Here is a 23,149-nt window from a genome sequence, read left to right on the forward strand (position 1 = left end):
CTCATCGGTCAGGTCACTGTCGTAGTAAGGCTGACTCATATCCTCAAGCCATGTAGATGTCACTCTTCTGGTATCGCGCCTTTGTGACCGTAGTTGTCTTCTACTTCACATACATTTACAAACAGTTTCTAAAGGTATAAGTGCAGCTTAGACGGTTAAGCAATCAGTAAAGGGGAAGCGGCAATGCTTGGGCTTTGAATGTTGTACTTAGCACTCGAAGTTAAGGCAAGCAAGCTTACCCCTCTTTTTCGGAAGATTGCTGCAAGCCACAGCTTACAAGCATTTCCGTTTGCAAAAGCCAAACTTTTCCACCTTTCACTTTTTAACCTCTTCACGTACTGTCAGAGACAGTAGCTTACCCGTTGAAAACTTGCTGTAACTCAGTAGACTCTTAGTCTGACCTGATAATCTACTAGCATTCTTGGATGCTTTTGCATCTCAAGCTGTTCTACGCTCAACTTGAGAGAAGCAGTATGGATCTTAATTTTGAGGATATTGTTCTTTTACTGCATCCAGCGATCGCAGTGACAGTCGTGTTTCCTCTGATTGGCATGGTTGTGAGGCTGGCATGGCAGACACGGGCACGTCGCTTGGAAGTAAAGGCAGACAACAAGAGTAAAATCCCGCCAGCGGTTGGGCAAGAGCATCTTCAACTCGGTCGCTGGCTCACAGGTGCCGTGGTTGGCATCTACTTTCTTGGCATCACATTCCCGATTTTTGAACAAATCCAGAAGGAAGAGGGTTTTGCTAAAGCACCACAGCAAGTCATTTTGATTGTGCTTTTCTATATTGCGACGATCGCCTCACTTGTCTTTTTGTACCGCGCGCAAGAAAAGCTTTGGCGTGGCGTTTTCGCTACTCTGACCGGGATTGGACTAGTGGTTCTCGGCTTTCAGGATGGCGTGTATCGTCTTGATAAATACTGGTTTTTGTCTCACTTTTACTATGGGTTAGTAGCAGCGTTGCTGATGGTCTTTTCACTGGCGATCGTCCGTGACATCTACCAGGATCGGGCAAACCGCTGGCGTACTACTCATATTGTGTTGAACTGCGTCGCACTATTGCTCTTTGTGGGTCAAGGAATCACAGGCACCCGCGACCTTCTAGAAATCCCGCCAAGCTGGCAGAAAAGCACGATTTACCAATGCAACTTTGACAAACTATCGCCTGCATACAAAACCTGCCCACCGCTTGCGCCATCAAAGTAGTTGCCCCTGATGTAAGCATTGATCTTTTCATAGAGCGTAGGGAAGCGCCTGCACCTCTACGCCACGACTTGAAGCAATCACGCATTTCTTAGAACGAGATGCGCGGAATGATAATAATGCTGGGACGGCTGTACCGATCGCGCTTATAGTCACGACGATCGCCGTAATCGCGGTAGTCACGACGATCACGCAAGTAGCGTTCCCGTTCCCAATCACGACGATCCCAACTGCGGCGATCGCGTCTAAGAACGGAACGATTACGGTCGTATCCATCAAGCGTATAAACTCGTTGAATGACTCGACGGTTGTAGCCCCCATCGCGGGAGTAGCCACGATTGTAGCCCCCATCGCGGGAGTAGCCACGCTCATACCGTTCGCCAGCCAGCACCCCTGTAGGTGCTGCAATGGCGATCGCGCAAATTAAAGACAGAGCAGTACGAAACATCTTACGTGACTCCTACTTATTGCTGGTTACGTCCTATCAGCTAGTCACCCTACTCATCAGTATAAATAACTAGGATGAGATTCGCCTTTTCGTAACGCTAGATGAACTGTAGGTTGGTGTTCAAACAAGACAAGCCAACAACCGTTTTGACTGCTGTCCCTGCTACCGTCCAGCTTGTCAAATCGTAAAGATTTATAGTCAACATCGGAATCGACCTATCCTTGCGAGTAGGAATGGTTGTGGTAACAAATTGTTTGTTAGCAGCGATCATTCATAGAGTAGGGAAGCGGGGAGAATGGTGATGAGAAGTGGCAGTGGCGTTAAGCCCTGGTTTGTTTTGCTGGCTCTATGCGTTGCCCTTACCATCAAAGGCTGTAGCTTCGCCAACATCACCTCCAATACCAGCCCGCAGCCATTGGTTGCTGCCTTACCAGTGCCTAAATTGCCAGACTGGATTGAGCAGATTAGCCCGCTCGGAGACGCTGCTACAACCGCACAGATCCGCATTCGCTTTAAGGAACCAATCATTCCACTGGAAAACCTGGAGAACGGGTCACAGGAACTGCTGAAGAAATTTGAGGTTGTGCCACCGCTGCCGGGAACGTTTCGTTTTCTTACCCCTCGCATGGTTGGCTTCCAGGGTGATCAGGCAATACCAAAAGCGACTCGTGTTCAAGTCAAGCTTAAAGCTGGGTTGGCAGATCTAAAAAATCATCGACTAGATCAGGATCTTGCCTGGACATTCAATACTGAAGCCATTAAATTATCTAACTTGCCCGGGATGTCTGTTCCCGGAGAGGCGGCAGAGGCAGCAAGACCACTAGATCTCAAGCCTGTCCTCAAATTTACCTCCAACGTTGAGCTAAATCTGGCATCGCTGAAAGAGCGCGTCAAGTTGGTTCCAGCCAACGAGCCAAAGGCGAACAAGGGCGTAACGATGAATGCGGCGTTGGAGAAGAGTGAAGAACAGTCAAAGGAGCAGTACCCCGAAAGTACACCCGATGCGCAATTTGATCCCTCCGCCCGCGACTGGATTTATACGCTGGAACCCCAGCAAGCGCTTGCCAAAGCCACTCGTTATCGTCTGGAAATCACGCCAGGATTAGCGGCAGCAAAAGGCAATCTGGCTAGCGAGAGTATGTTTGCTAGCCAGGTGGAAACCTACGCACCGCTAGCATTTCAGAAACTAAACTACTACGGGCAACCCGATGCAAGCGGGACAACGGGACGCTTTGTCAACGGCAGCGGTCAGTTGGAGTTCAATAACGAACTAGATGCAGAAGCCGCGATCGCCAACATTTCCGTTGAACCGCCCCCGAAAAAAGATGTGCCCCTAGTGCGGGTTTACGAGGGCGAACGTCTGGTTAACCTTAATCCCTGGGCACTGGAGCCAGCGACCAAATACACGATCAAACTGGGTGCTGACCTAAAGGATAAATTTGGGCAAACCCTCGGCAAGCCAATGACGGTAGACTACCAAACTGGCGATGTTGGGGCTGACCTGTGGGCACCCTCTGGGCTCAATATTTTCCCGACAGGCAAGAACCTGCAACTAAATCTCTCAACGGTTAATCTTCCCAGCTATAAAGCCGCCTTTGCAATCGTCCAGCCAACGGATTTAGTCTATACCGACTCTGCCTACCCCAACGCTAATGGTGGCAGCCTGTTGCCCAGTCCCTCTGCGTGGAAGCGTGCGTCCTTGAAGGGGCAAAAGAATCAGGCGATCGACACAGCTATACCGCTGCAACAACAATTGGGCGGCACTACTGGGATGCTGGCATATGGCGTTCAGGCACGCACTAATCAATATCAAGACGGCAAACAGCAAAAGTGGCGCGAACCGACCACCTATGGCTTGGTGCAGTTGACCAATCTGGGCGTATTTGCCCAATGGTTCCCTGAATCGGGCATGGTGCGAGTTAGCCATCTCTCAGACGGATCGGCTGTTGCAAATGCCGCTGTGCAAGTTTATCAATCGAAACTGGAGGCGAAAGACCAGCCCACTCCAAGCGCCTGTGCGACCGGCAAAACCGACAAGACCGGCACCTTATTGCTCGATCGCTCAGCCTTACAAACCTGCATGGGTGGAGCCGGACGCTTTGCCAATGCACCTAACCTGCTAGTTGTGGCGCAAGAAGGCAAGGACTGGGCGTTTACCCGCACGACGGAATATAGCGGTGCCTATGGGTACGGTATTGATGCTGGCTGGCTGGGCAGCGCCCCTGAGTCACGGGGTGTAGTTTTCTCCGATCGCAATCTCTATCAACCGGGTGAAACTGCCTGGTTTACCGGAGCCGCCTACTACCTGCAAAACGGTGCCTTAAAACAAGACAAAAACGCCCGTTATACCCTCACACTACGCGACTCCAACGGACAGGAAACCAGCCTGGGCACTCAGACGACAAATGAATTCGGCACGTTTTCTAAGGAGTGGACAGTCGCCAAAAACCAGCCCCTTGGTTACTATGCGATTCTCGCCAAGAACGATCGTGGCGTTGAAATTACGGGCGAATTCCGCGTTGCCGAATTTAAGCCACCTAACTTCAAAGTGGCGTTGACGTTAGAAGGTAGTAAACCTGTTGAGCCATCAAACGCAACGCAAAACTCACAAGCCGAAACTCAAAACTTTGATGCGATCGCCACTGTTGGTCAGACCATCACCGCCAAAACCCAGAGCAACTACCTCTTTGGCTCGCCTGTAGAGGGTGGCAAGGTTAATTACTACATCACCCGCAAGCAAGCAGAGTTCGTACCTAAGGGCTGGGATGGCTTTGCCTTCGGGCGGCAGTGGTTCTGGCCCGAAGAAGCGCCCACCGTCACCAGCGACGTGCTGCAAACCAATCAAGTGTTGAGTCAAAACGGGGATAGCAGTCAGACCGTCACGGTTGAGAAAGAGTTGCCCTATCCGATGGCGTATCGCGTTGATGCCCAGGTGTCGGATGTGTCAAACCTCTCCGTTGCTGACTCCAAGACCTTTCTGGCATTACCGACAGACAAATTCATTGGGCTGCAAAGCGATTTTGTAGCGACCGCAGGGCAGGATTTCCCTGTCAAAGTCATCGTCACTGACCCCGCAGGTGCGCCAGTTTTGAATCAAAAAGTGCATCTGGAACTTCAGCAGATGAACTACAGCCGCGTGTCGAAACTGGTAGAAGGCAGCCGCACCCAGCAAGATCAGGTCGAGTACAAAACCGTCGCCACTGCGGATATCCAGTCTGATGTCAGTCCGAAAGGTGCAACCCTCAAGCCTACTACCGCTGGTGCTTATCGCCTACAGGCAACGTTTGCAGGCAGTAACGTGGTCAGCGCTACCGAAGTACAGCTTTGGGCAACGGGGGATGCGGCTGCATGGGGCAACCGCTACCGCAACAATCGACTTGAAATCAAGCTTGACAAAAAGCAGTACCAAGTCGGCGAAACGGCTACAGCGCTGATCCAGTCGCCCTATGCCGATGGTGAACTTTACTTTGCTGTCGTGCGCCACAACACCCTTTACAAAACACTGACAAAAGTACAGGGTGGTGCGCCTAAAGTGCAGTTTCAGGTGACACCCGAAATGCTGCCCAATGCAGCGATCGAAGCTGTGCTGGTGCGTCAGGGCAAACCGCTAGAACAGGTGGAACCTGGCAGCCTAGATCAACTCGTTCGCATTGGCTTCGCCCCCTTTGAAACGAGCCTTGCTCCTCAGTATTTGAAGGTAGAAACTACCGTTGCGCCCTCGTTGCAGCCGGGAGACGAACAAACGGTGCAGGTGCGAGTCTCTGCACAAGACCAACCGGCGAAAGGGCAAGTCACACTGATGGTCGTGAATGAAGCCGTTCTGCAACTGACAGGCTACCGTCCGCCTGATCTGGTGAAGACCGTCTATGCGGAACAACCCGTCTCAGTCCGCTTGAGCGACAATCGACCCGACGTAGTGCTGCAACCACAGGCATCGCCCTTACAAAAAGGCTGGGGCTATGGCGGTGGTTCGTCGGCAGGCGCTGGCAATACGCGAATTCGCACCGACTTCAAAGCGCTGGCATACTACAACGGCTCGGTGAAAACAGACGCGATCGGCAACGCTACAGTCAAATTCAAGCTGCCGGATGACCTAACCACCTGGCGCGTGATGGCAGTCGCTACCGATGAGAATATGCATTTTGGCAACGGCGATGCCACCTTTGTGACGACTAAACCGCTGCTAGCAAATCCCTTGCTGCCACAGTTTGCTCGACCGGGCGATCGCTTTCAGGCAGGCGTTTCTGTTACCAACAACACAGGACAAAACGGCAACCTGTCAGTAAATGGCACCGTTACCGAGCCGCTCAAGCTAGATAACTCAGGACAGCAGCAAGCGCAGGTGGAAGCTGGCACGAAGGCGTATCGTTTTCCAGTTGTCGTGCAGTCAGCAGGCGAAGCAATGGTGAAATTCACTACTCAGCTTGGCAGCGCCACTGATGCCTTTGAACTGCCGCTGGACGTGAAGCCGCTAGACGTAACCGAACAAGTGGTGGAAGCAGGCACCACGACCGATCGCGCGACCATTCCCCTGAACGTAGATAAAAATGTAGCGCCTGATGCAGGTGGACTGGACATTTCCCTTGCCAGCAGTTTGATTCCCACCCTGACTGCTCCCGCAAGGCAAGTGCTAGACGAAACCAACCTACCCTTCTTGGAGCCTGCTGCCAGTCAGCTCGCGATCGCCGCCAACCTGCAAACCCTTACCCAAACCTATGGGCAAACCTTTGCCAGCTTTAACCCCACTCAGCAGGCAACCCAAGCGCTCGATCGCCTGCAAACCCTCCAAAAACCCGATGGCGGTTTCGCCGCCTACCCTGGACAGGAGACTTCTGATCCGTTTATCACTCCCTACGCTGCCCAAGCGGTCGCCCTCGCTGATCGTGCCTTTAGTAAAACTGACTCCTCTCCCCTCACTCCTTCCCCCTCACTCCTCTCCTCTCTCACCGCCTATCTCAAGAAGCTCCTTGCCGACCCCGGACAGTACGATTTCTGCAAGCAAGCGCTGTGCAAAAATCAGGTTCGTCTGGAAACGTTGATTGCTCTTGCAGACCTGGGCGATCGACGCAACGACTTCCTTGCTGACCTCTACAGCCAGCGGAGCCAGTTTGACCCCGTTAGCCAGATCAAGCTAGCGCGGTATCTGTCTCAGTTTCCCGACTGGCAGCAAGAAGCCACCACCATGGTGAATCAGCTTCAGGAAACGATTTACCAAACGGGACGTAACGCCACCGTCAACTTGCCGTCTAACTGGCGCTGGCTCAACTCTCCTACAACAGCTCAGGCTCAGGCATTACGGCTCTTTGTCGCTCAAAAAACTAAAGCTGAGGACACCGATCGACTCCTGCAAGGGCTACTATCTCAGCGGCGTAACGGCACCTGGCAAAGCACCCACGACAACGCCGAAGCGCTCACGGCTCTGGTGGCATATAGCCAACTCCAACCGACACCACCCACGTTTGAAGCTACCGCTGCACTTGCGGGTAAACCGATCGCCACTGCTAAATTTGCAGGCTACCGCACTCCCAGCACGACTGAACAAGTAGAAATGGCTGCGTTACCGCGCGATCGCAATGACCTGATCCTCACTAAGACGGGCCAGGGCACTCTGCATTACCTTGTTGCCTACCGCTATCGTCTACAAGGCAACCAACCCGGTAAACTCAACGGGCTGAGAATCACCCGCACTATTCGTCCTGCCAACGAAGACAAAGTGGTATACAAAACTGGGCTTTATGCGCCAGAACCACTGACTGTTCCAGTGGGGCAGGTCTACGACATCGGGCTGGAGATCATTGCCGATCATTCAGTGGATCATGTAGTCGTCACCGATCCGCTGCCTGCGGGCTTTGAAGCGGTGGATGACAGTTTCCAGACAACGACACCCTACTTCCAGTCACAAGGCGATAGCTGGCAGCTTGTCTATCAAACGATCTACCACGATCGCGTGGTTGCCTTTGGTGACAAGCTCGATCCAGGCGTGTACACCCTGCATTATCTAGTGCGCTCTGTGACTCCCGGCACGTTCGTCTATCCCGGTGCGGAGACACATCTGCAATATGCTCCAGAAGAATTCGGGCGATCAGCTTCCTCAAGCCTTGTCGTGACGGAGAAGTAAACCGCTTGAGTTGATGCTTCAACCTAATTGTGGAGCGGCAATGCATTCACCGCCGCTCCATTTTGAGATTTTCGTACGTTTCTGCGACGAGGCTTCTGCAAATGATGAAGCAATCCTAATTTCATCAGATTAAGCGATCGCGCCCTTAGAACGAAGTTTTTGCAGCGGATAGTTGCAAAGCGTTGGCACTAAGTTAAGGGTTACGTTTGCGATCGTGGTTCGAGGATGCAGTGCAACACAAACAAAAGGTAACCCCGACCATATATTGCTATAGTCGGGGCTATCTAGGCTTTCAATCAATGGATCAAAAGCAACAAATTAAAGGTTGTACAGCACTTAGAACGGCTAAGATGAAGGATCTCCTCGCTTATGACGATCATAATTAGAGCTGCTGCGATACCGTCGTTGAGTTGTTTTTGGGTATTTAGGTATCTATTGCATTACTCTCGATGTTGCAGATGAAGAGATATCAACAACCTGGTTGAATGCTGCACATATTGACGAGATCGATTCAGACGTTAAAACGATAAAAACCTCCTGTTTAACGTAAGCTGAACCATTTATTTTGAATTAAGAAGCCTCCTTTCTTTGCTTCTTGTTTTTAGAATACTCTCCTTCTATTGTGATTTCTAGGGTTGAAATCAAAGTTTATCTTTTGAAACTTAACGCCATCGGTTGAAACGCGATCGCTCTTAGTAACTGCCAAGCCAACGAAGCAACTGATCACTTATCCTGATAGATGCTGCGATTAAGACGGCGATCGCCAATATTGAACCTTTCCCTCTTGCATAAATTTATGCTAGTGATAATTCTACTCATGCGCTAAAACAAGAAGATGGAAGATTCTACTTACGCTATTTTTCTTGCCTTTGGCTTGCTCTGGGTCGTCATGGGAGGAGCGGCTGTGATTGCTCTCATGAAGGCAGACGGTCAACCCATTCGGCTGGGTAAATGGGGGCTTGTCGTCACAGTACCCATCCTTATACCGTTACTAGCTGCCTTTGCGTTCGCAGCGTTCTATCACTAGCGAACTGCCAGCGTGCGCTTTCAAAGCTGTGGCTTGCTTCATCGAAGCGTAGGCTGACGGTAAACAGAAGCCAACGATCGCCAGCCCAATTGGATGGCTGCTTCCAAGGTAAGCTGATGGAAGCCGATCGCCCTTAGTCACCGCTATGCAACCAGAGCAACCGACCACTCACCCTGCATCCCTTGATGCCTTTTGGATGCCCTTTACCGCCAATCGGCAGTTTAAAGCCAAGCCCCGGTTGATGGCGGCAGCAAAAGGGATGTATTACACAACAGTCGATGGGCGCGAAGTGCTGGATGGCACTGCCGGATTGTGGTGCGTCAATGCAGGGCATGGTCGCGAAGAGATTGCAGCAGCCGTACACGCCCAAGTGATGGAACTTGATTTTGCACCGACGTTTCAGATGGGGCATCCAGGTCCTTTTGCCCTTGCCGATCGACTGGTTAAAATGCTTCCGGGCGATCTCAACCACGTCTTTTTTACCAACTCTGGTTCTGAGTCGGTGGATACTGCCCTTAAAATAGCGCTGGCGTACCATCGTGTGCGGGGAGAAGGCGCGCGTACCCGGTTGATTGGGCGAGAGCGTGGCTATCATGGCGTTGGTTTTGGTGGCATCTCAGTGGGTGGTATTGCACCCAACCGTAAGTTTTTTGGCAGCCTAATTCCTGGTGTGGATCACTTGCCGCACACGCATAATCTGGAACACAACGCGTTTACTCGTGGTCAGCCTGAGTGGGGCGCACACTTGGCAGATGAACTGGAACGCATTGTAACGCTGCATGATGCTTCCACGATTGCTGCTGTAATTGTCGAACCCCTGGCTGGCTCAACGGGAGTGCTAGTGCCCCCCAAAGGTTATCTCGAACGCTTGCGAGCCATCTGCGACAAATACAGTATTCTGTTGATTTTTGACGAAGTAATTACGGGCTTTGGGCGCTTGGGTTCGGGCTTTGCAACCGAGCATTTTGGCGTGATGCCCGATCTAGTGACGGTGGCAAAAGGCATTACCAATGGCACCGTCCCGATGGGTGCAGTCTTTGCACGGCAGGGTATTCATGAGGCCTTTATGCATGGACCCGACAGCGCGATCGAACTCTTCCACGGCTACACCTACTCTGGTCATCCTGTTGCCTGTGCTGCTGCTGAAGCGACACTGGACATCTACGAAAAAGAGGGCTTGTTCGATCGCGCCCGTCGGCTCTCTAGCGAGTGGGAAAACGCTGTTCATTCGCTTAAAGGCTTACCCCACGTGATTGATGTTCGCAATATGGGTTTGGTCGCTGGTGTTGAATTGGCATCGTCTGGCACTCCCGGTGCCCGTGGCTACGAATGCCTCGTCAACTGCTTTGAGCAAGGGTTGTTGATCCGCACAACCGGCGATATTATTGCCCTGTCGCCACCACTCACGATCGAGACAAGCCACATTGATCAACTGATTGAACAGCTTACAAAAGTGCTTAAAGCGCTACCGTAATTCGGTGAAGGATGAATAAATAGTGGGTGAAGCAATAAAATGGCTCAATGAGTGCCACTCACCATTTATCATCCTTTATGCCTCTCGGAGAATTACATGGCGAAGACACCACAGCCGTCGTCCTGGGCTTTTAATGACCATGAATCTTTCCTTCCTCTGACGCATGAGGGTAAGGTGGTTGGCTTTTGCCAGCCAGCCTATGCTCGTCATATCGTGAAACAGTTGACTGAGGGAGAACAGTTGTATAAAGCGCTAGAGTTGGCTTGCTATGACTTGACAGCACGAGCAGGTGGTAGTGCGATGGGTATTGGCGAGCTGGTGCAGCAGTATATGGCTAAAGCAGTAAGCCCCACAAGTGGTACGGCTTTAGTCGCTCTGTTATTAAAACAACGCCAGGAAGACTTGGACTTAAACGATGAGGAGTTTGCCAAGTTCTGCGATACGTTTCGGCTGTCCCGCGCTGAGCTACAAGCGATTTATCGAAACGAAGATATTGAGAATAACCAACTTAACCCGCTGGCACGCATTTTGGGTCTGTCAGTGGATGAGTTGATTGATGCGTGGAAGGAAAGAGAGTAAGGAAGGGAGATAGGGAGTAGAGCTTCGACTTGAGCGCTCAACCGAACGGAGTGAGGAGTAGGTTTGTAACAGTATTGGTTTCATTGCGCTATGGGCTGCTGGCGATCGTGCTCCATCAGCAAAACTTAACCTAAAGCCAACCTTCTAATTAACTTCCCTTGAAATACAGGTTCTAGGCTTGTGGTGCTCCTCATCACATTTATAAGCTCTATGCTGCAAGCCTACGCTTCTAGAGATGCTGTTCAGCCTGATCTGCGTCATTTTCTGGAAGAACTCTATCAAGGGCGAAACCTGAGTTCCTTCCGTGCCGGACAAACGATTCCTATGAATCCTCAGGATGTATGGGTTGTCTGCCGGGGTGTGGTGCAGCTTAGTACCCTGTATCAAAATGGTGACGATGCCTTGCTAGGGTTAGCAGGTCCTTCTATGCCGTTCGGATTGCCGCTAACGCTCATTTATCCCTACCAGGCAACAGCGCTGTCAGATGTTGATGTCATGGGTCTGACGATCACCGAAATCGATCAATCACCCACGCTAGCTCAAGAAGTGGGTCGTCATACAGTACGCCGACTGCGGCAAACCGAAGCAATGCTGGCAATGGCAGGCTATCGACGGGTGGAAGATCGGCTACGGCAATTGCTGCTATTGCTACAAATGGAAGTCGGGCAACCAGTTGCGGGCGGCACTCGCCTCAGCGTACGGCTAACCCATCAGCACCTAGCAAGTGCCATCGGTACCACTCGCGTCACTGTCACTCGGCTACTGGGTCAGCTTCGTGGCGAAGGGCGGCTGATCGTTGATGCAAACCGCCATATTATTTTGCCGCTCAGCGCAACGCTATAGCCTGCGAGCGATCGACTTACTTAGGTCAGCAGTTGACGTGGCGGGCTGCATGATTTCAGCTTCTACTGGTACAACACCATTAGTTTCGCTATCCAGAGACCGAGCAGCTTCCCGAGACAGGTCCAACGTACGGTTGTCAAAGTAAGGACCGCGATCGTTGACTCGTACGATGACAGCTTTTCCATTGTTACGGTTGGTCACTTTCAGATAGGTATCAAAGGGCAGCGATGGATGAGCGGCGGTGAAGTCATTTTGGTTAAACCGTTCGCCTGTCGCTGTTTGCCGCCCATGAAAATAAGGACCATACCAGGACGCAATACCTTTCAATCGCTCCCCCGTTTCCTGCAAACCACGCATTTTTGCCTGCGCGTCGGCAAGTGCCAGAGGCGGCTCGGCTAACGCTGTTCGCAAAGCGTTAACCCACTGAATTGCTAAAACTTCGGGGTGACAGTCCCACTGGTTAGCCATCTGCTGATCAACAGTAAACAAGACGCGATCGCCCAATTTTCCACCAGGAACACCATTGATTAAACCAGGCTGCAACTGGTCAAAAGGGACTTTAGCCTTACTTGCAGTGGCACTATCCAAAGCCTGCTCAAGGTGATTAGCAAGTTGCTTTGCCTGCCGTTGGCTAGAGATAGAGCCAACAATAGAGTCTTTAATCTTGACCTGAAACAGGCTTTTGGTCTGATGCTTAAGGCGGGGGTTTGTACCACCTTTGGCATTACGTTGAGCGATCGACAGACAGTAACCAAAGCCCAGCCCAGAGCTGACCTGCTTAATGCTCGTTTTGGTCTCTCGCTTGGGTTCTGCCTGAACCACAACGACAGGTGGAGTAGAGCGAGACGCTGTGAATTTCTGAAAGCTTGAGAAGAGATTCTTAAACGCGCCTAGAAAATCAACTGGGGCTGACAGAATACTACTGGCATCAAACGCCAGCGCTAAAGAAAGGGCTTGAGCCTGAGGCACAGTTGGCATCATGGAGCCAAATGGTTGCACTTGCTGCGAGGGCAGCACGGAGATGACCTGATCGCGGCTGGCAGCAACTGATCGTTCGTCACGAGCACCACTTACCCTGTAAACGGCTTGAAGTGGTAGAACACGGGCTAAAGCAGCAGGCGCTCGTAAGAGGTCTTGGCTAGACGAAAAAAAGCAACCAACCCACGAGGCAACCCATACAAGTCCGAAAATTGGCATGAATAATCTGTGGTTTAGTGAACGGTAGTATGCACTACAAAATCAAAAACGGGATTTTATCTTACCTTTCATCAAACCTTTAAATCTCTACCTCAGGGATAATTATCGTGAAGGTGACCAAGTAAACAGACTTATTTTAGGAAATTAAGGATTTGTGAACGTTATAAGCGATAAGGGCAAAACCTTTAGCAGAGGGCACCAAGACAGTGCCAAAGGGTCATTCCCAGTCCTCTTTCAGAGCAGACGTCTGCTTTACATGCCAACGGTTACTCAGCCGAAACGCCAAACCGATAGCCTTTTCCGTAGACTGTGGTGATTAAGGGCGGTTCACCATTAGCTTCAATTTTGCGTCGTAGGAGCCGAATTTGAGCAGCAAGAGCGTTGCTGGTAGGTTTTTCTACGCTGTCGCCCCAGAGATGCTGGTGGATTTGCTCGTGGGTGAGAAGTTGGTTAGGCAGGCGCATCAGGTATGCCAGCAGTTGTGCTTCTTTTTCGGAAAGCTCGATCGCCCGCCCCTGACGGTAGGCAAGCTGATTGCTCACGTCGAGTTCTAAATCATCCACCTGCAACCGTTGGCTTGGTGCAACAGGCTCTAAGGTAGCGGGACGACGCAGCAACGCCCGGACTCTCGCCAGCAGTTCTCGCAGCTCAAACGGTTTGATGAGATAATCATCGGCTCCAGCATCCAACCCCTCCACCCGATCGTCGATAGTGTCTTTTGCCGTCAAAAACAATACTGGTGTCGTATCACCGCGCGATCGCACTTGCTGACAAATCTCTAACCCCGAATAGCAGGGCAACATCCAGTCTAGAATCAGCAGATCGTAGTGCTCCTGCTGTGCCAACTGATTGCCACGATCGCCGTCATACGCCACATCTACGGCATAGCCTTCACGTGTCAAAAGGAGGCTTAACGGGTCTGCCATTTCTACTTCGTCATCCACCAAAAGAATCCGCATCAGCGCGATTAGCCTCTAGCCATCAGCTTTCAGCTATTATTATCGTGCTGATTGCCAATCACTGAAGACTGTTTATGCTGACTGTTGTACTCCCCAAAGGCGCTCTCCTACCAGACAGCATTCGACTGTTGAAGGCAGTGGGACTGGATTTCAGCGTGTTTCTTGATCCAGCGAACCGCTTGCTGCAAATTACTGACCCAACTGGAACGGCAAAAGCCTTCCTGGTGCGGAACTATGACGTGCCAGTCTATGTGGAATACGGTCAGGCGCAGCTAGGAATCATTGGCTACGACGTACTGCGAGAGAAAGTTCCTCAGGTAGCGCATCTCGCTGATCTTGGGTTTGGCAAATGTCGGATGTCGGTGGCGGTGAAGCAGTCCAGCCCCTACCGATCGGCATTAGACCTACCGTTGTATGGGCGAGTAGCATCCAAGTTTGTCCACTGTTCCCGCGAATATTTCGACAGTTTGGATTTGCCCGTCGAAATCGTGCCGCTCTATGGCTCGGTGGAACTGGGACCGATTACAGGGATGTCTGAGGCGATCGTCGATCTCGTCGCTACGGGCACGACTCTCCGCGAAAACGGCTTGATTGAAACCGATGTTCTGTTTGAAAGCACAGCCCGCTTAATTGCTCATCCACTGAGTTATCGTCTCAACACCGATAGTTTAAGCGAGTGGATTGAAAAACTGCGATCAGCTGTAGCGATCGCAGCCTAAAGCGGCAAAGCAGCGAAAAATCCAAAATATGGAAATTGCCTATCGGCTGGAAGGGCTGGAGTTTGCATGGGATGAGAACAAAGCTTGTAGCAACGTGCTTTTGCTTGACCTAAGTACATAAGCTCTGGCATGAATGAAGAAGTAAGCGATTGCCAACACAACTCTTAGTAACCGCGAATCAGGTGTTTGGATGGCTCAAAATGGCGGCTGAGTGAGGTAAACTCCAGTCATATTCTAGCTGGTGGAAGCTATATGGCATTTTGTGAAGACCTGAAGTCGATCGTCGATCGCAAGCATCTTTTGACCCATCCCTTTTACATCGCTTGGACAGAAGGCAAGCTCACTCGCACACACCTGAAGCATTACGCGATCCAGTATTTTCAGAATGTGCTGGCGTTTCCGACCTATTTGAGTGCAGTGCATTTCAACACGCCCTCTTTTGACAACGCAATTGCCGTTCGCCAAGAAATTCTCGAAAACCTGATTGAAGAAGAGCGTGGCGAAACTAACCATCCCGCCTTGTGGAAGCGGTTTGCGGAAGCCCTTGGTGCAACGGAAGCTGACCTAGCAGCAACGTCTGCCCTGGCAACGACGACAAACTTGGTAGACACCTTCCGTCAGCTTTGCCTGACTTCGCCCTTCTACGCAGGCTTGGCAGCACTCTATGCCTACGAGTCTCAAATTCCTGACATTGCAGCCGTCAAAGTGGATGGACTCAAACAGTTCTACGGCATGACTAACCCTGACGACTATCAGTTTTTCACGGTGCATCAGCAGGCGGATGTGTGGCACACCGCGACCTCACAGAAGCTCATTGAGCAGTACGCCGATACACCTGAAAAGCAAGCTGAAGCACTGAAAGTAGCTGAAAAAGCCGCCGATGCGCTCTGGCAATTCCTAGATGGCGTGTACGAAACCTACTGCCAGGACATCATGCCTGAGCCTGTAGCAGCGTAAGCCAGTTCATTTCCGTCGCTTTGATGATAAAAAAGTGGGACAGAGAATTTACGCTCTGCCTCACTTTTTTGTTACTCGATCGTTTAGATCGAGATGAAGTTGCTGGCGGTGAGACTGTTTGCCTGCACATCCGACAGTACTGCCAACGTTGCACCCTGACGTTTGATCAGTGTGTCATTAGCATTCAGTTCAGTGCCTTGCAGAATCGAGAGCCTGTTAAAGCCCAAGCCCGCTGGCAGCGCAATGAGATCTGTGCCGTTCTCAAAGTCGGCAATCGTTTGTGTACCACCCTTCGCGAGTACGAAAAGATCTCGTCCTTCACCGCCAACGAGGAAGTTGTTGCCTTTGACGCCGCTTAGAAAATCATTGCCTGCACCACCTTCGATGTAGTCATTGCGTTTCGTTCCCCGCAGGCGATCGTTCTCCTCGGTGCCTTCATAGGATCTGACATTTAACCCTGCCACACCCACGCGTGGGTCGAGCTTGAGGGGTTGCTCCAGTTGCAGGACGATAATTTCGTTGTTGTCGATCGCGGGCGGACGACCAACTGAGAACGGATAATTGTTGTCATTCGCTACCAGAATGGTCTTGGCATCAAGCACCAACACATCTTCAATGGTCTGGAACGGGAAGTTGAAACTGGTGCTACCGTCCTTGTTGAGATCATCAGGGTCTTTGATGTCCAACAAGTTGGCAATTTCCGTTTTGGCAACAAACCCGTTGGCATCCTGCTGAGAAAAATCGACCTTAAAGATCTTCTTGAACTGGGCGGCACCTGCCTGGTTGTTATCACGCTCGATGATCAGGTATTCGTTGTTGTTGACAACGGTGATATCGCCGATCGCATTCGCGGGATTTTCCAGCTTGTAGTAGCCGACTAAGCCTTCGTATTGTTTGGTTGCCACGTCAAACTCGTAAATCCGCAGTGAGCCTGCCGGATCACCGACGACCGTGCCTTCCAATAAGGGGTATAGCGTAGACTTGTCAGGACTGATTGCCAAGCCTTCAAACCCTTGGGAGCGACCAAGGTTAGCGACTGCTGGTGGGGTGATGAAGGTGCTGCGGGCATCTTCGCCTGTGCCGGGGAAGTCGGTAAAGTAGCCGTCTACGCCCAACTCAATGAATTGCTTGAATTCCGCTAACGGATCGCCGTTGTAACTGTCGGGCAGGAAGAAGCTCTCGTTGCGGAAGGTGTAGGGATGCACCAGCAAGCCAGCCGCATGAGCATCGGTGACAAGCGAGGTGGGAGTGCCTGTGATGCGATCGCCATCGCTTATTGCCCCATCGCCATTCAGGTCATCGGGACGACCATCGTTGTTGCGATCGACGGTGGCTAGCGGCACAATTCGTTGCTTATTGGGACCAATGCCCTGCGCGTAGGTGGCAATATCTGCCAGTCCGGTTGGGGTCGAGAGGTCGGTGTAGGTGCGTGTATCGCCACTCACGACAAAATCATAGGGGCGACCAGAACCGCCAAACAGTTGCACCAGGGGGATGTCAATGCCTGCGTTTGGCAGAATCGTTGTGTTCAATGCCTTCAGGTTAGCGACTTCAAAAGATTGAATGTAGATCCGTGATGGATCGGTGAAGTTCTGCGCTACCAGCGTATCCACAAGTAACTGGCTGGTGTTGAAGCCCTGCGCCGTAAAGAAGGTGGGGTGCTTAGTTTCGGGATAGATGCCAATTTTGCGTCCGATTTCCGCTTCGACTTGCTGCACAAGGTCGATCACTTCATCCAGGGTCGGTACTTTTAGCCCATCGTTGTTGAAGGCTGTACCGCGAATAGCTGGAATGCGCTCGATCGCGTTCAGCGTTTTGATTTCTGCCAGGGTGAAGTCTTCGGCAAACCAGCCTGTCACTGTATTGCCATCTAAAACCTTAGTGGCTTTGCGATCGGCGAACTCAGGACGCAGGTAAATATCGGTGCTGGTGTCGGTGGTGTTGAGAGTGCCATTCGCATTCAACACGGCTAACATTGGCTCGTGACGGGCGATGAGAATGCCGTCTTTGGTAACTACTAAATCGGGTTCGATAAAGTCAGCACCATCAGCGATCGCTTTTTTGTAAGCCGCCAGTGTGTGTTCGGGCCGGTCGCCACTTGCGCCGCGATGCCCAATCACGATCGGTTGTTTACCATCCAATGTGTTGAACTCGGTAGTAGCGAGAACATCAGGATTTTGGGGCGATCGGACAAAGGGGCTGGTAATTTGATCGCGCACTAAATCACCTGTACCAGGGAAATCAGTGAAGTAGCCGTCCACACCCAGGTTGATGAATTGCTCAAACTCTTTCGCTGGATTGCCCTGATAGTCGGAAGCTAGAAAGCGCCCTTCGTTCCTAAACGTGTAGGGATGCACCAATAACCCAGCGCTATGGGCATCGGTCACGAGGCTACTGGGAGCCAGAGTGACGCGATCGGCATCATTAATCGTGCCATCGTTATTTAGGTCGTCTGGTTGCCCATCCTTGTTAGCATCCACATTCTTGAGCGATACAATCATCCGCTTCCAGGGACCAATGCCATCTGCATAGGTGGCAATTTCTGCCAAGCCTGCGGAGGTTTGCAAATCGCCGTAGGTGCGAGTATCGCCTGCCACTGCAAAATCGTAGGGACGTGCATTGACATCCTGATACAGCAGTTCACCTGTGTTGTAGTCCACATCATAGGCATCCAGCAATTGCACCAGAGGAATGTCGGTCTTGGTGTTCAGTTCCTTCAGGTTTGAGACTTCAAACGACTGGATGTAGACGCGGCTGGAGTCGGTGAAGCCTGTTTGCTCTAGCGTTGTGAGCAATGGCTCTTCCAGGGAAAGGCCTAAACTATCGTGATAAGTAGGGTGTTTGGTTTCGGGGTAGATGCCGATCTTTTTGCCCGTATCCTTCTCGACTTGCTGCACCAGCTCAATCACTTCTTGCAGCGTAGGAATCTCAAAGACACCATTGAATGCCTGAGTGCGGAAGCCTTGAGGCATGATTGCCCGCAGGGCTTTGATCTCTGCCAGGGTGAAGTCAGAGGCAAAAAATTCGTTTTCGTAGAGTACACCGTCAATAGTGCCACTGCGCTTGCGATCGACAAACTCTGGACGGCTGGCAACATCAGTCGTGCCACCCAAAATGGGTTCGTGGCGAGCAATCAACACGCCATCTTTGGTAGAAACGAGGTCGGGTTCAATGAAGTCGGCACCACGCTCGATCGCCAGTTTGTAGGCTTCCAACGTATGCTCTGGCAGTTCACTGCTGGCACCGCGATGACCAATGACGATCGGGGGCTTGCCGTCCAGGGTGTTGAGGTTGACTAGATTTGGCGTGGCGATAGGTGCATCCAGCAGTTTGCCTGTTGCGTCGAAGTGCAGCAAAAAGGGTCCAAATTCTTCGCCCACCCAGATCGTGCCGTCTTTGGCAATCACGAAGGATTCAACGTCAAAATCTGCGCCTGTGAGGAAGCGATCGCCCGTAGGGTTCGTAATTTCAAACGGAATTTTGTTATCTGGGTCGCGCAGTTGAATGAAGTTTCTAACCGCCACGCTGCCATTACCAGAAGGTTCTGCGCCCTGCAAGCTGGGGTCTACCTGATAGATTCTCAACAGAAAATCAGCGCTGTTGTTCTTGGCACCAAAGCCGTTATCTGACAGAAACCAGAAGCGGTTTTCATCGGCAAACTGCACACCGCTAAAGCCCTGTACTGGCTGACCAGGAAAAGGACCTATGCGCCCATTAGCAGCAATGCCCTTACCCGCTGGAGGTCCCTCAGCAAACGTATCGGCTGGAAGCGATGCAAAACCTTTGAGTGTTACGTCTGCCATAGTTCGTTTAGATGTGATGAAGGTAGATGTGCGGAATCGTAGACGCGCTAACAAAACGAAGGTAAAAGGTTCTTCGTGTCACCCCTTCCGCCATTGATGGCTAAACTGCCTTCATCCATTTACAGAAGGGGAGGTAGATGCCTACCACCCTCCATAAATCCCACAGAGACGTTAAGACAGGTCTAACGCACTGTTAACAAGCCAGTAATTCTACTGAATTATTAATGTTTAGATTTGATGAACTATTGCTTAAAAGACTTGACTAATTCTTGTGGCAAATGTAGGCGTAGCATCCGTTACCTGGTACGAGTAAAATTGACTACGCTACAGTTGGAAGACACGTTTCTTTCAACTCGTCCTTTTAACTGGCTCTTCCTATGACTGGCTCGATCGCACCCCAAACGAAGCCCGATCGCCGCGTGCGAGAGACAGACTGGCGCTTGTTTATGCGTTTGGCAGAGTACGGGTTACGCGATAAGCGGTTGCTGGCATGGTCATTTGCGCTCCTAGTGCCGACGGCGATCGCGGGAGCGATGCAGCCCATCCTCATTGGCGAAGCTATTTCCCTTATTCGGCAAGAGCCAACGGGCTGGACGTTTCTGCGGCAGATGCCTCTGACAGATGGCATCAATACGCTGGCAGGGTTGCTGCTCTTGACACTGGTGTTGCGAACCATCTTTGATTCGCGGCAGGGATTCCTTGTGCAAAAGATGGGGCAGCGCATCACGGCAGATATTCGGCAAGATTTGTTTCACCACGTTACGTCGTTAGCAATGCGCTTTTTTGATCGCACGCCCGTCGGACGGTTAATTACCCGCCTTACTAGCGATGTAGAAGCGTTAGGCGATGTCTTTTCCACCGGTGCGATCGGCATTCTGGGCGATTTCTTTTCGATCATTGTGATTGCGATCGCCATGTTTCTTTTGCAGTGGCAGTTGGCGCTCTTGCTCACAGCCATGTTGGTTCCCGCCACGGCGCTAATTATTTACTTTCAGCAGCAGTATCGCAAAGCCAACTACAAAGCGCGCGAAGAACTATCGATACTCAACTCGACCCTACAAGAAAACATTGTCGGTATTAATGTCGTGCAGCTTTTTCGCCGCGAAGCCTTCAACGCTGACTTGTTTCGCACGATTAACAAGCGCTACATCAAAGAAGTTGACAAGACCATCTTTCACGATTCGGCAATCTCCGCCACGCTGGAATGGATCTCGCTAGCAGCGATCGCCGCCGTGCTGTGGCTAGGTGGCAACCTGATTCTAAGAGAAACCCTTAACCTCGGACAACTCTCAACGTTCATCCTCTTTGCCCAACGCCTCTTCGATCCGCTGCGTCAGTTCGCCGAAAAGTTCACTGCGATTCAGGCAGGCTTTACAGCAGTGGAACGAGTCAGCGATATCTTCAATGAGCCGATCGACATTCGTGACCCCGAACACCCCAAAACGCTAGACAGCAGCCCCGAAGCCACCACTGGCGAAATTCGCTTTGAGCACGTTTCGTTTGCTTATAAGGAAGGCGATTATGTCCTGCGCGACCTTAACTTCACGATTCATCCCGGTGAAAAAGTAGCGCTCGTCGGACCCACAGGCGCAGGCAAAAGCTCCATCATTCGTCTACTCAGCCGTTTATATGAAGCCACCGAAGGCTGCATTTTGGTAGACGGGGTGAACGTCCGCGATCTGCCACAAACGGAACTACGCCGTCACATGGGCGTGATTCTGCAAGATGGCTTTGTGTTCGCAGGCGATGTTAAGAGCAACATTACCCTGGGCGAAACATACCCCTTTGCAGCCATTCAATCTGCGGCTGAACGCACAAACGTTTCTGCCCTGATTGAGCAGCTACCGCAAGGTTACGATACCCCTCTACGCGAACGCGGCACTAATCTTTCAGGTGGACAAAAACAACTGTTAGCGTTTGCCCGTGCGGCTATCCGCGAACCGCGCATTCTCGTACTGGACGAAGCAACTGCTAGTCTGGATGTAGGCACCGAGGCACTGATTCAAGATGCGCTTGATCATTTACTAAAAAACCGCACGGCAATTATCATTGCTCACCGTTTGTCTACAATTCGCAACTGCGATCGTATTCTCGTCCTCAAGCGCGGTCAGCTTGTCGAATCCGGCAACCACGACGAGTTACTCAGTCAGGGTGGACTTTACGCCAGCTTATATCAATTACAAATGTTGGAAACGTGAGGTGCAACAGCACGTTTTAGCAATGTAAACCATCGTTCTTGTGGAGGAGTGAAAGGAGTGATTCGTGTAGCAAACCCTGAATCGTCAGACTGATGATCCTAAGTTGGTCGAGACGTTACGATCGCGTTCCTTGACGTTAGCGATTGCTAAAGATGGCATGACATAAGTTTGTAAAAAGCAGCTTATGGGTACGCTATTGTCTATTGCAGACCGTCATAATCCAAAAGACATCAAATCAAAAAGGTATTAATTAAAAAGACATCATCGCTCACTGTTTTTCCGTTCTCTATCCTTCGATTCACTTTTAGCACTCACTTTCATAAAACATGCAGACTTTAGAGCAATCCCTGCCGCTAGTGCCAAATCACACTGCGAAGACAGTTATTTTTGACTTTGATGGCACGATCGCTGATTCTTTTGACACTGTGTTTGCCATCAGCAACCGATTGGCAGATGAGTTTGGTTTTCCAATCACACCGTTAGAAGACGTAGATGCTTTGAAGAATTTAAGTTCTCAAGAAATTCTCAGGCGATCGAACGTGCCATTCGTTAAACTACCCTTTTTATTGCGGCGGCTACGCTTTGAACTTAACCAGGAAATTGCTGGACTTCAACCAATTGCTGGCATTAAAGAGGCGTTGCTAGAACTAAAACGGCAGGGGCATCATCTGGGTATTGTTACGTCTAACTCTAGGCAGAATGTCATCGCTTTTTTGGCGGCTCAAGACATGAGAGAAGTCTTTGATTTCGTCGATTCTGGTTTGACGCTCTTTGGCAAAGGCAGAATTATTCAAAAAATTCTGCGCCATAACCGAATTGATCCTGCCACCGCTATTTATGTCGGAGACGAAACTAGAGATGTTGAAGCCGCCCGCAAAATAGGCATTAAAGTCATTGCGGTTTGTTGGGGCTTCAACTCCTGCAAGGTGTTAGGAGCACAAGAACCCGATTTTCTGATCGCTGACCCCGCAGAGCTAGTGACGGCAACTAACTTCTCATAGCAACGACGATCGTCAACAGAGCACTTAAGTACGAAAAGATCCCGTGCTATTGAGATTTAATGTCAAAGCGCTGCCGCTCTACTCAATCAATCCGGGTGGTGGTGTGATTTCAATGCGGCGCTGCTGTAAATCGACAAGCGGCACGATCGCCTCCACAAAGGGAATCAACACAGTGGGTTGCTTCGTTGCTTCTGCTGCATTGCGTTGCACTTCTAAAAGGGTGTTGCCTGCCTGAATGATGCTGCTCACGGTGCCAATGAGTACTTGTGTAGCTTGATCGAACACTGCTAGCCCAATCAAATCGAGTATGTGAAATTCACCTTCTTCTAAAGGGGGACGATCGCCCTCTGGTACAAACAGTTGACCATCTCGCAAGGCTTCAGCTTGGTCGCGATCAGTCACCCCGGCAAATTGCACTACGTACAGCCCTTTACCATCCAGGTAGCGTCCCCGCACCAACTCAATCGGTTCTGGTGCTGTGGACGGCGATCGCTGGAGCCAGCGCGTTCCTGGTATTAAAAAGCGCTCTGGAAAATCCGATTCTGGGTAGACGCGCACTTCGCCCTTCATGCCCTGCGCCGCCACAACTTTGCCGATGGGGAGGAAGTGAGGAGGTAGGAG

16 protein-coding genes are annotated in these 23,149 nt (G+C 51.1%); 10 read left to right on the forward strand and 6 right to left on the reverse strand.

Annotated features, from left to right (window positions below):
- Window positions 1-473: 473 nt before the first annotated feature.
- The gene (locus tag H6F86_RS12240) at window positions 474-1,208 is read left to right on the forward strand and encodes a DUF4079 domain-containing protein (protein ID WP_190448886.1); all 735 of its coding nucleotides are present in this window, start codon (window positions 474-476) and stop codon (window positions 1,206-1,208) included.
- Window positions 1,209-1,296: 88 nt separating this feature from the next.
- On the opposite strand, the gene H6F86_RS12245 is transcribed toward H6F86_RS12240, so the two are convergent.
- Window positions 1,297-1,653, reverse strand: a complete 357-nt coding sequence (locus H6F86_RS12245) for a hypothetical protein (protein WP_190448887.1) — start codon at window positions 1,651-1,653, stop codon at window positions 1,297-1,299.
- A gap of 295 nt (window positions 1,654-1,948) precedes the next feature.
- Here H6F86_RS12245 and H6F86_RS12250 point away from each other — a divergent pair, with 295 nt between their 5' ends.
- Window positions 1,949-7,771, forward strand: coding sequence for an alpha-2-macroglobulin (locus tag H6F86_RS12250; protein WP_347240231.1), 5,823 nt, complete (start codon window positions 1,949-1,951; stop codon window positions 7,769-7,771).
- 129 nt (window positions 7,772-7,900) lie between these two features.
- Here the strand turns inward: H6F86_RS12250 and H6F86_RS12255 are convergent, their stop codons facing one another.
- Window positions 7,901-8,071, reverse strand: a complete 171-nt coding sequence (locus H6F86_RS12255; RefSeq protein ID WP_190448888.1) for a hypothetical protein — start codon at window positions 8,069-8,071, stop codon at window positions 7,901-7,903.
- Window positions 8,072-8,606: 535 nt separating this feature from the next.
- Between H6F86_RS12255 and H6F86_RS12260 the strand changes: the two genes are divergently transcribed.
- The 4 genes from H6F86_RS12260 (at window position 8,607) to H6F86_RS12275 (ending at window position 11,694) form a co-directional block, all read left to right on the forward strand.
- Window positions 8,607-8,798 (forward strand): hypothetical protein, encoded by a 192-nt coding sequence (locus tag H6F86_RS12260; protein WP_190448889.1) that lies wholly within the window; start codon window positions 8,607-8,609, stop codon window positions 8,796-8,798.
- Between the two features lie 145 nt (window positions 8,799-8,943).
- On the forward strand, window positions 8,944-10,272 hold the full coding sequence (locus H6F86_RS12265; RefSeq protein WP_190448890.1) for an aspartate aminotransferase family protein: 1,329 nt from the start codon (window positions 8,944-8,946) through the stop codon (window positions 10,270-10,272).
- Between the two features lie 96 nt (window positions 10,273-10,368).
- Window positions 10,369-10,851: a hypothetical protein gene (locus tag H6F86_RS12270; protein ID WP_190448891.1), complete on the forward strand. Its 483-nt coding sequence runs from the start codon at window positions 10,369-10,371 to the stop codon at window positions 10,849-10,851.
- Window positions 10,852-11,061: 210 nt separating this feature from the next.
- Window positions 11,062-11,694 carry a Crp/Fnr family transcriptional regulator gene (locus H6F86_RS12275; RefSeq protein WP_190448892.1) on the forward strand — a complete coding sequence of 211 codons (633 nt, stop codon included), beginning with the start codon at window positions 11,062-11,064 and terminating at the stop codon, window positions 11,692-11,694.
- Here the strand turns inward: H6F86_RS12275 and H6F86_RS12280 are convergent.
- Complete coding sequence (locus H6F86_RS12280) at window positions 11,689-12,891, reverse strand: septal ring lytic transglycosylase RlpA family protein (protein WP_190448893.1); 1,203 nt, start codon at window positions 12,889-12,891, stop codon at window positions 11,689-11,691. The genes H6F86_RS12275 and H6F86_RS12280 overlap by 6 nt on opposite strands.
- Before the next feature lie 266 nt (window positions 12,892-13,157).
- Window positions 13,158-13,850, reverse strand: a complete 693-nt coding sequence (gene rppA, locus H6F86_RS12285; RefSeq protein ID WP_190448894.1) for a two-component system response regulator RppA — start codon at window positions 13,848-13,850, stop codon at window positions 13,158-13,160.
- Window positions 13,851-13,924: 74 nt separating this feature from the next.
- On the opposite strand from rppA, the gene hisG reads away from it, so the two are divergent.
- Together hisG and H6F86_RS12295 are read left to right on the forward strand one after the other, a co-directional pair.
- Window positions 13,925-14,569: an ATP phosphoribosyltransferase gene (gene hisG, locus H6F86_RS12290; RefSeq protein ID WP_190448895.1), complete on the forward strand. Its 645-nt coding sequence runs from the start codon at window positions 13,925-13,927 to the stop codon at window positions 14,567-14,569.
- Between the two features lie 252 nt (window positions 14,570-14,821).
- Entirely contained in the window at window positions 14,822-15,526 is a 705-nt protein-coding gene (locus H6F86_RS12295) for a CADD family putative folate metabolism protein (protein WP_190448896.1), read from the forward strand.
- A gap of 83 nt (window positions 15,527-15,609) precedes the next feature.
- Here the strand turns inward: H6F86_RS12295 and H6F86_RS12300 are convergent, their stop codons facing one another.
- The gene (locus H6F86_RS12300) at window positions 15,610-19,329 is read right to left on the reverse strand and encodes a glycerophosphodiester phosphodiesterase family protein (RefSeq protein ID WP_190448897.1); all 3,720 of its coding nucleotides are present in this window, start codon (window positions 19,327-19,329) and stop codon (window positions 15,610-15,612) included.
- Window positions 19,330-19,706: 377 nt separating this feature from the next.
- On the opposite strand from H6F86_RS12300, the gene H6F86_RS12305 reads away from it, so the two are divergent.
- Both H6F86_RS12305 and H6F86_RS12310 read left to right on the forward strand, forming a co-directional pair.
- Window positions 19,707-21,527, forward strand: a complete 1,821-nt coding sequence (locus H6F86_RS12305; protein ID WP_190448898.1) for an ABC transporter ATP-binding protein — start codon at window positions 19,707-19,709, stop codon at window positions 21,525-21,527.
- Between the two features lie 326 nt (window positions 21,528-21,853).
- A complete protein-coding gene (locus tag H6F86_RS12310) occupies window positions 21,854-22,528 on the forward strand; it encodes an HAD hydrolase-like protein (protein WP_190448899.1) in 675 nt (224 codons plus the stop codon).
- A gap of 78 nt (window positions 22,529-22,606) precedes the next feature.
- Here the strand turns inward: H6F86_RS12310 and rimM are convergent, their stop codons facing one another.
- Window positions 22,607-23,125, reverse strand: a complete 519-nt coding sequence (gene rimM, locus H6F86_RS12315; RefSeq protein ID WP_347240282.1) for a ribosome maturation factor RimM — start codon at window positions 23,123-23,125, stop codon at window positions 22,607-22,609.
- Between the last annotated feature and the right edge of the window lie 24 nt (window positions 23,126-23,149).

The sequence above is a fragment of the Phormidium sp. FACHB-592 genome (genome assembly GCF_014695795.1).
GTDB lineage: Bacteria > Cyanobacteriota > Cyanobacteriia > Leptolyngbyales > Leptolyngbyaceae > Stenomitos.

Bases quoted from the DNA above. Each gene is read 5' to 3' on its own strand.
- H6F86_RS12260 (WP_190448889.1), top strand. From the start codon at position 8,607: ATGGAAGATTCTACTTACGCTATTTTTCTTGCCTTTGGCTTGCTCTGG.
- H6F86_RS12300 (WP_190448897.1), bottom strand. From the start codon at position 19,329: ATGGCAGACGTAACACTCAAAGGTTTTGCATCGCTTCCAGCCGATACG.
- H6F86_RS12310 (WP_190448899.1), top strand. From the start codon at position 21,854: ATGCAGACTTTAGAGCAATCCCTGCCGCTAGTGCCAAATCACACTGCG.
- rppA (WP_190448894.1), bottom strand. From the start codon at position 13,850: ATGCGGATTCTTTTGGTGGATGACGAAGTAGAAATGGCAGACCCGTTA.
- H6F86_RS12250 (WP_347240231.1), top strand. From the start codon at position 1,949: ATGGTGATGAGAAGTGGCAGTGGCGTTAAGCCCTGGTTTGTTTTGCTG.
- H6F86_RS12275 (WP_190448892.1), top strand. From the start codon at position 11,062: ATGCTGCAAGCCTACGCTTCTAGAGATGCTGTTCAGCCTGATCTGCGT.
- H6F86_RS12265 (WP_190448890.1), top strand. From the start codon at position 8,944: ATGCAACCAGAGCAACCGACCACTCACCCTGCATCCCTTGATGCCTTT.
- H6F86_RS12245 (WP_190448887.1), bottom strand. From the start codon at position 1,653: ATGTTTCGTACTGCTCTGTCTTTAATTTGCGCGATCGCCATTGCAGCA.
- H6F86_RS12270 (WP_190448891.1), top strand. From the start codon at position 10,369: ATGGCGAAGACACCACAGCCGTCGTCCTGGGCTTTTAATGACCATGAA.
- H6F86_RS12295 (WP_190448896.1), top strand. From the start codon at position 14,822: ATGGCATTTTGTGAAGACCTGAAGTCGATCGTCGATCGCAAGCATCTT.
- H6F86_RS12240 (WP_190448886.1), top strand. From the start codon at position 474: ATGGATCTTAATTTTGAGGATATTGTTCTTTTACTGCATCCAGCGATC.
- H6F86_RS12305 (WP_190448898.1), top strand. From the start codon at position 19,707: ATGACTGGCTCGATCGCACCCCAAACGAAGCCCGATCGCCGCGTGCGA.
- hisG (WP_190448895.1), top strand. From the start codon at position 13,925: ATGCTGACTGTTGTACTCCCCAAAGGCGCTCTCCTACCAGACAGCATT.
- H6F86_RS12280 (WP_190448893.1), bottom strand. From the start codon at position 12,891: ATGCCAATTTTCGGACTTGTATGGGTTGCCTCGTGGGTTGGTTGCTTT.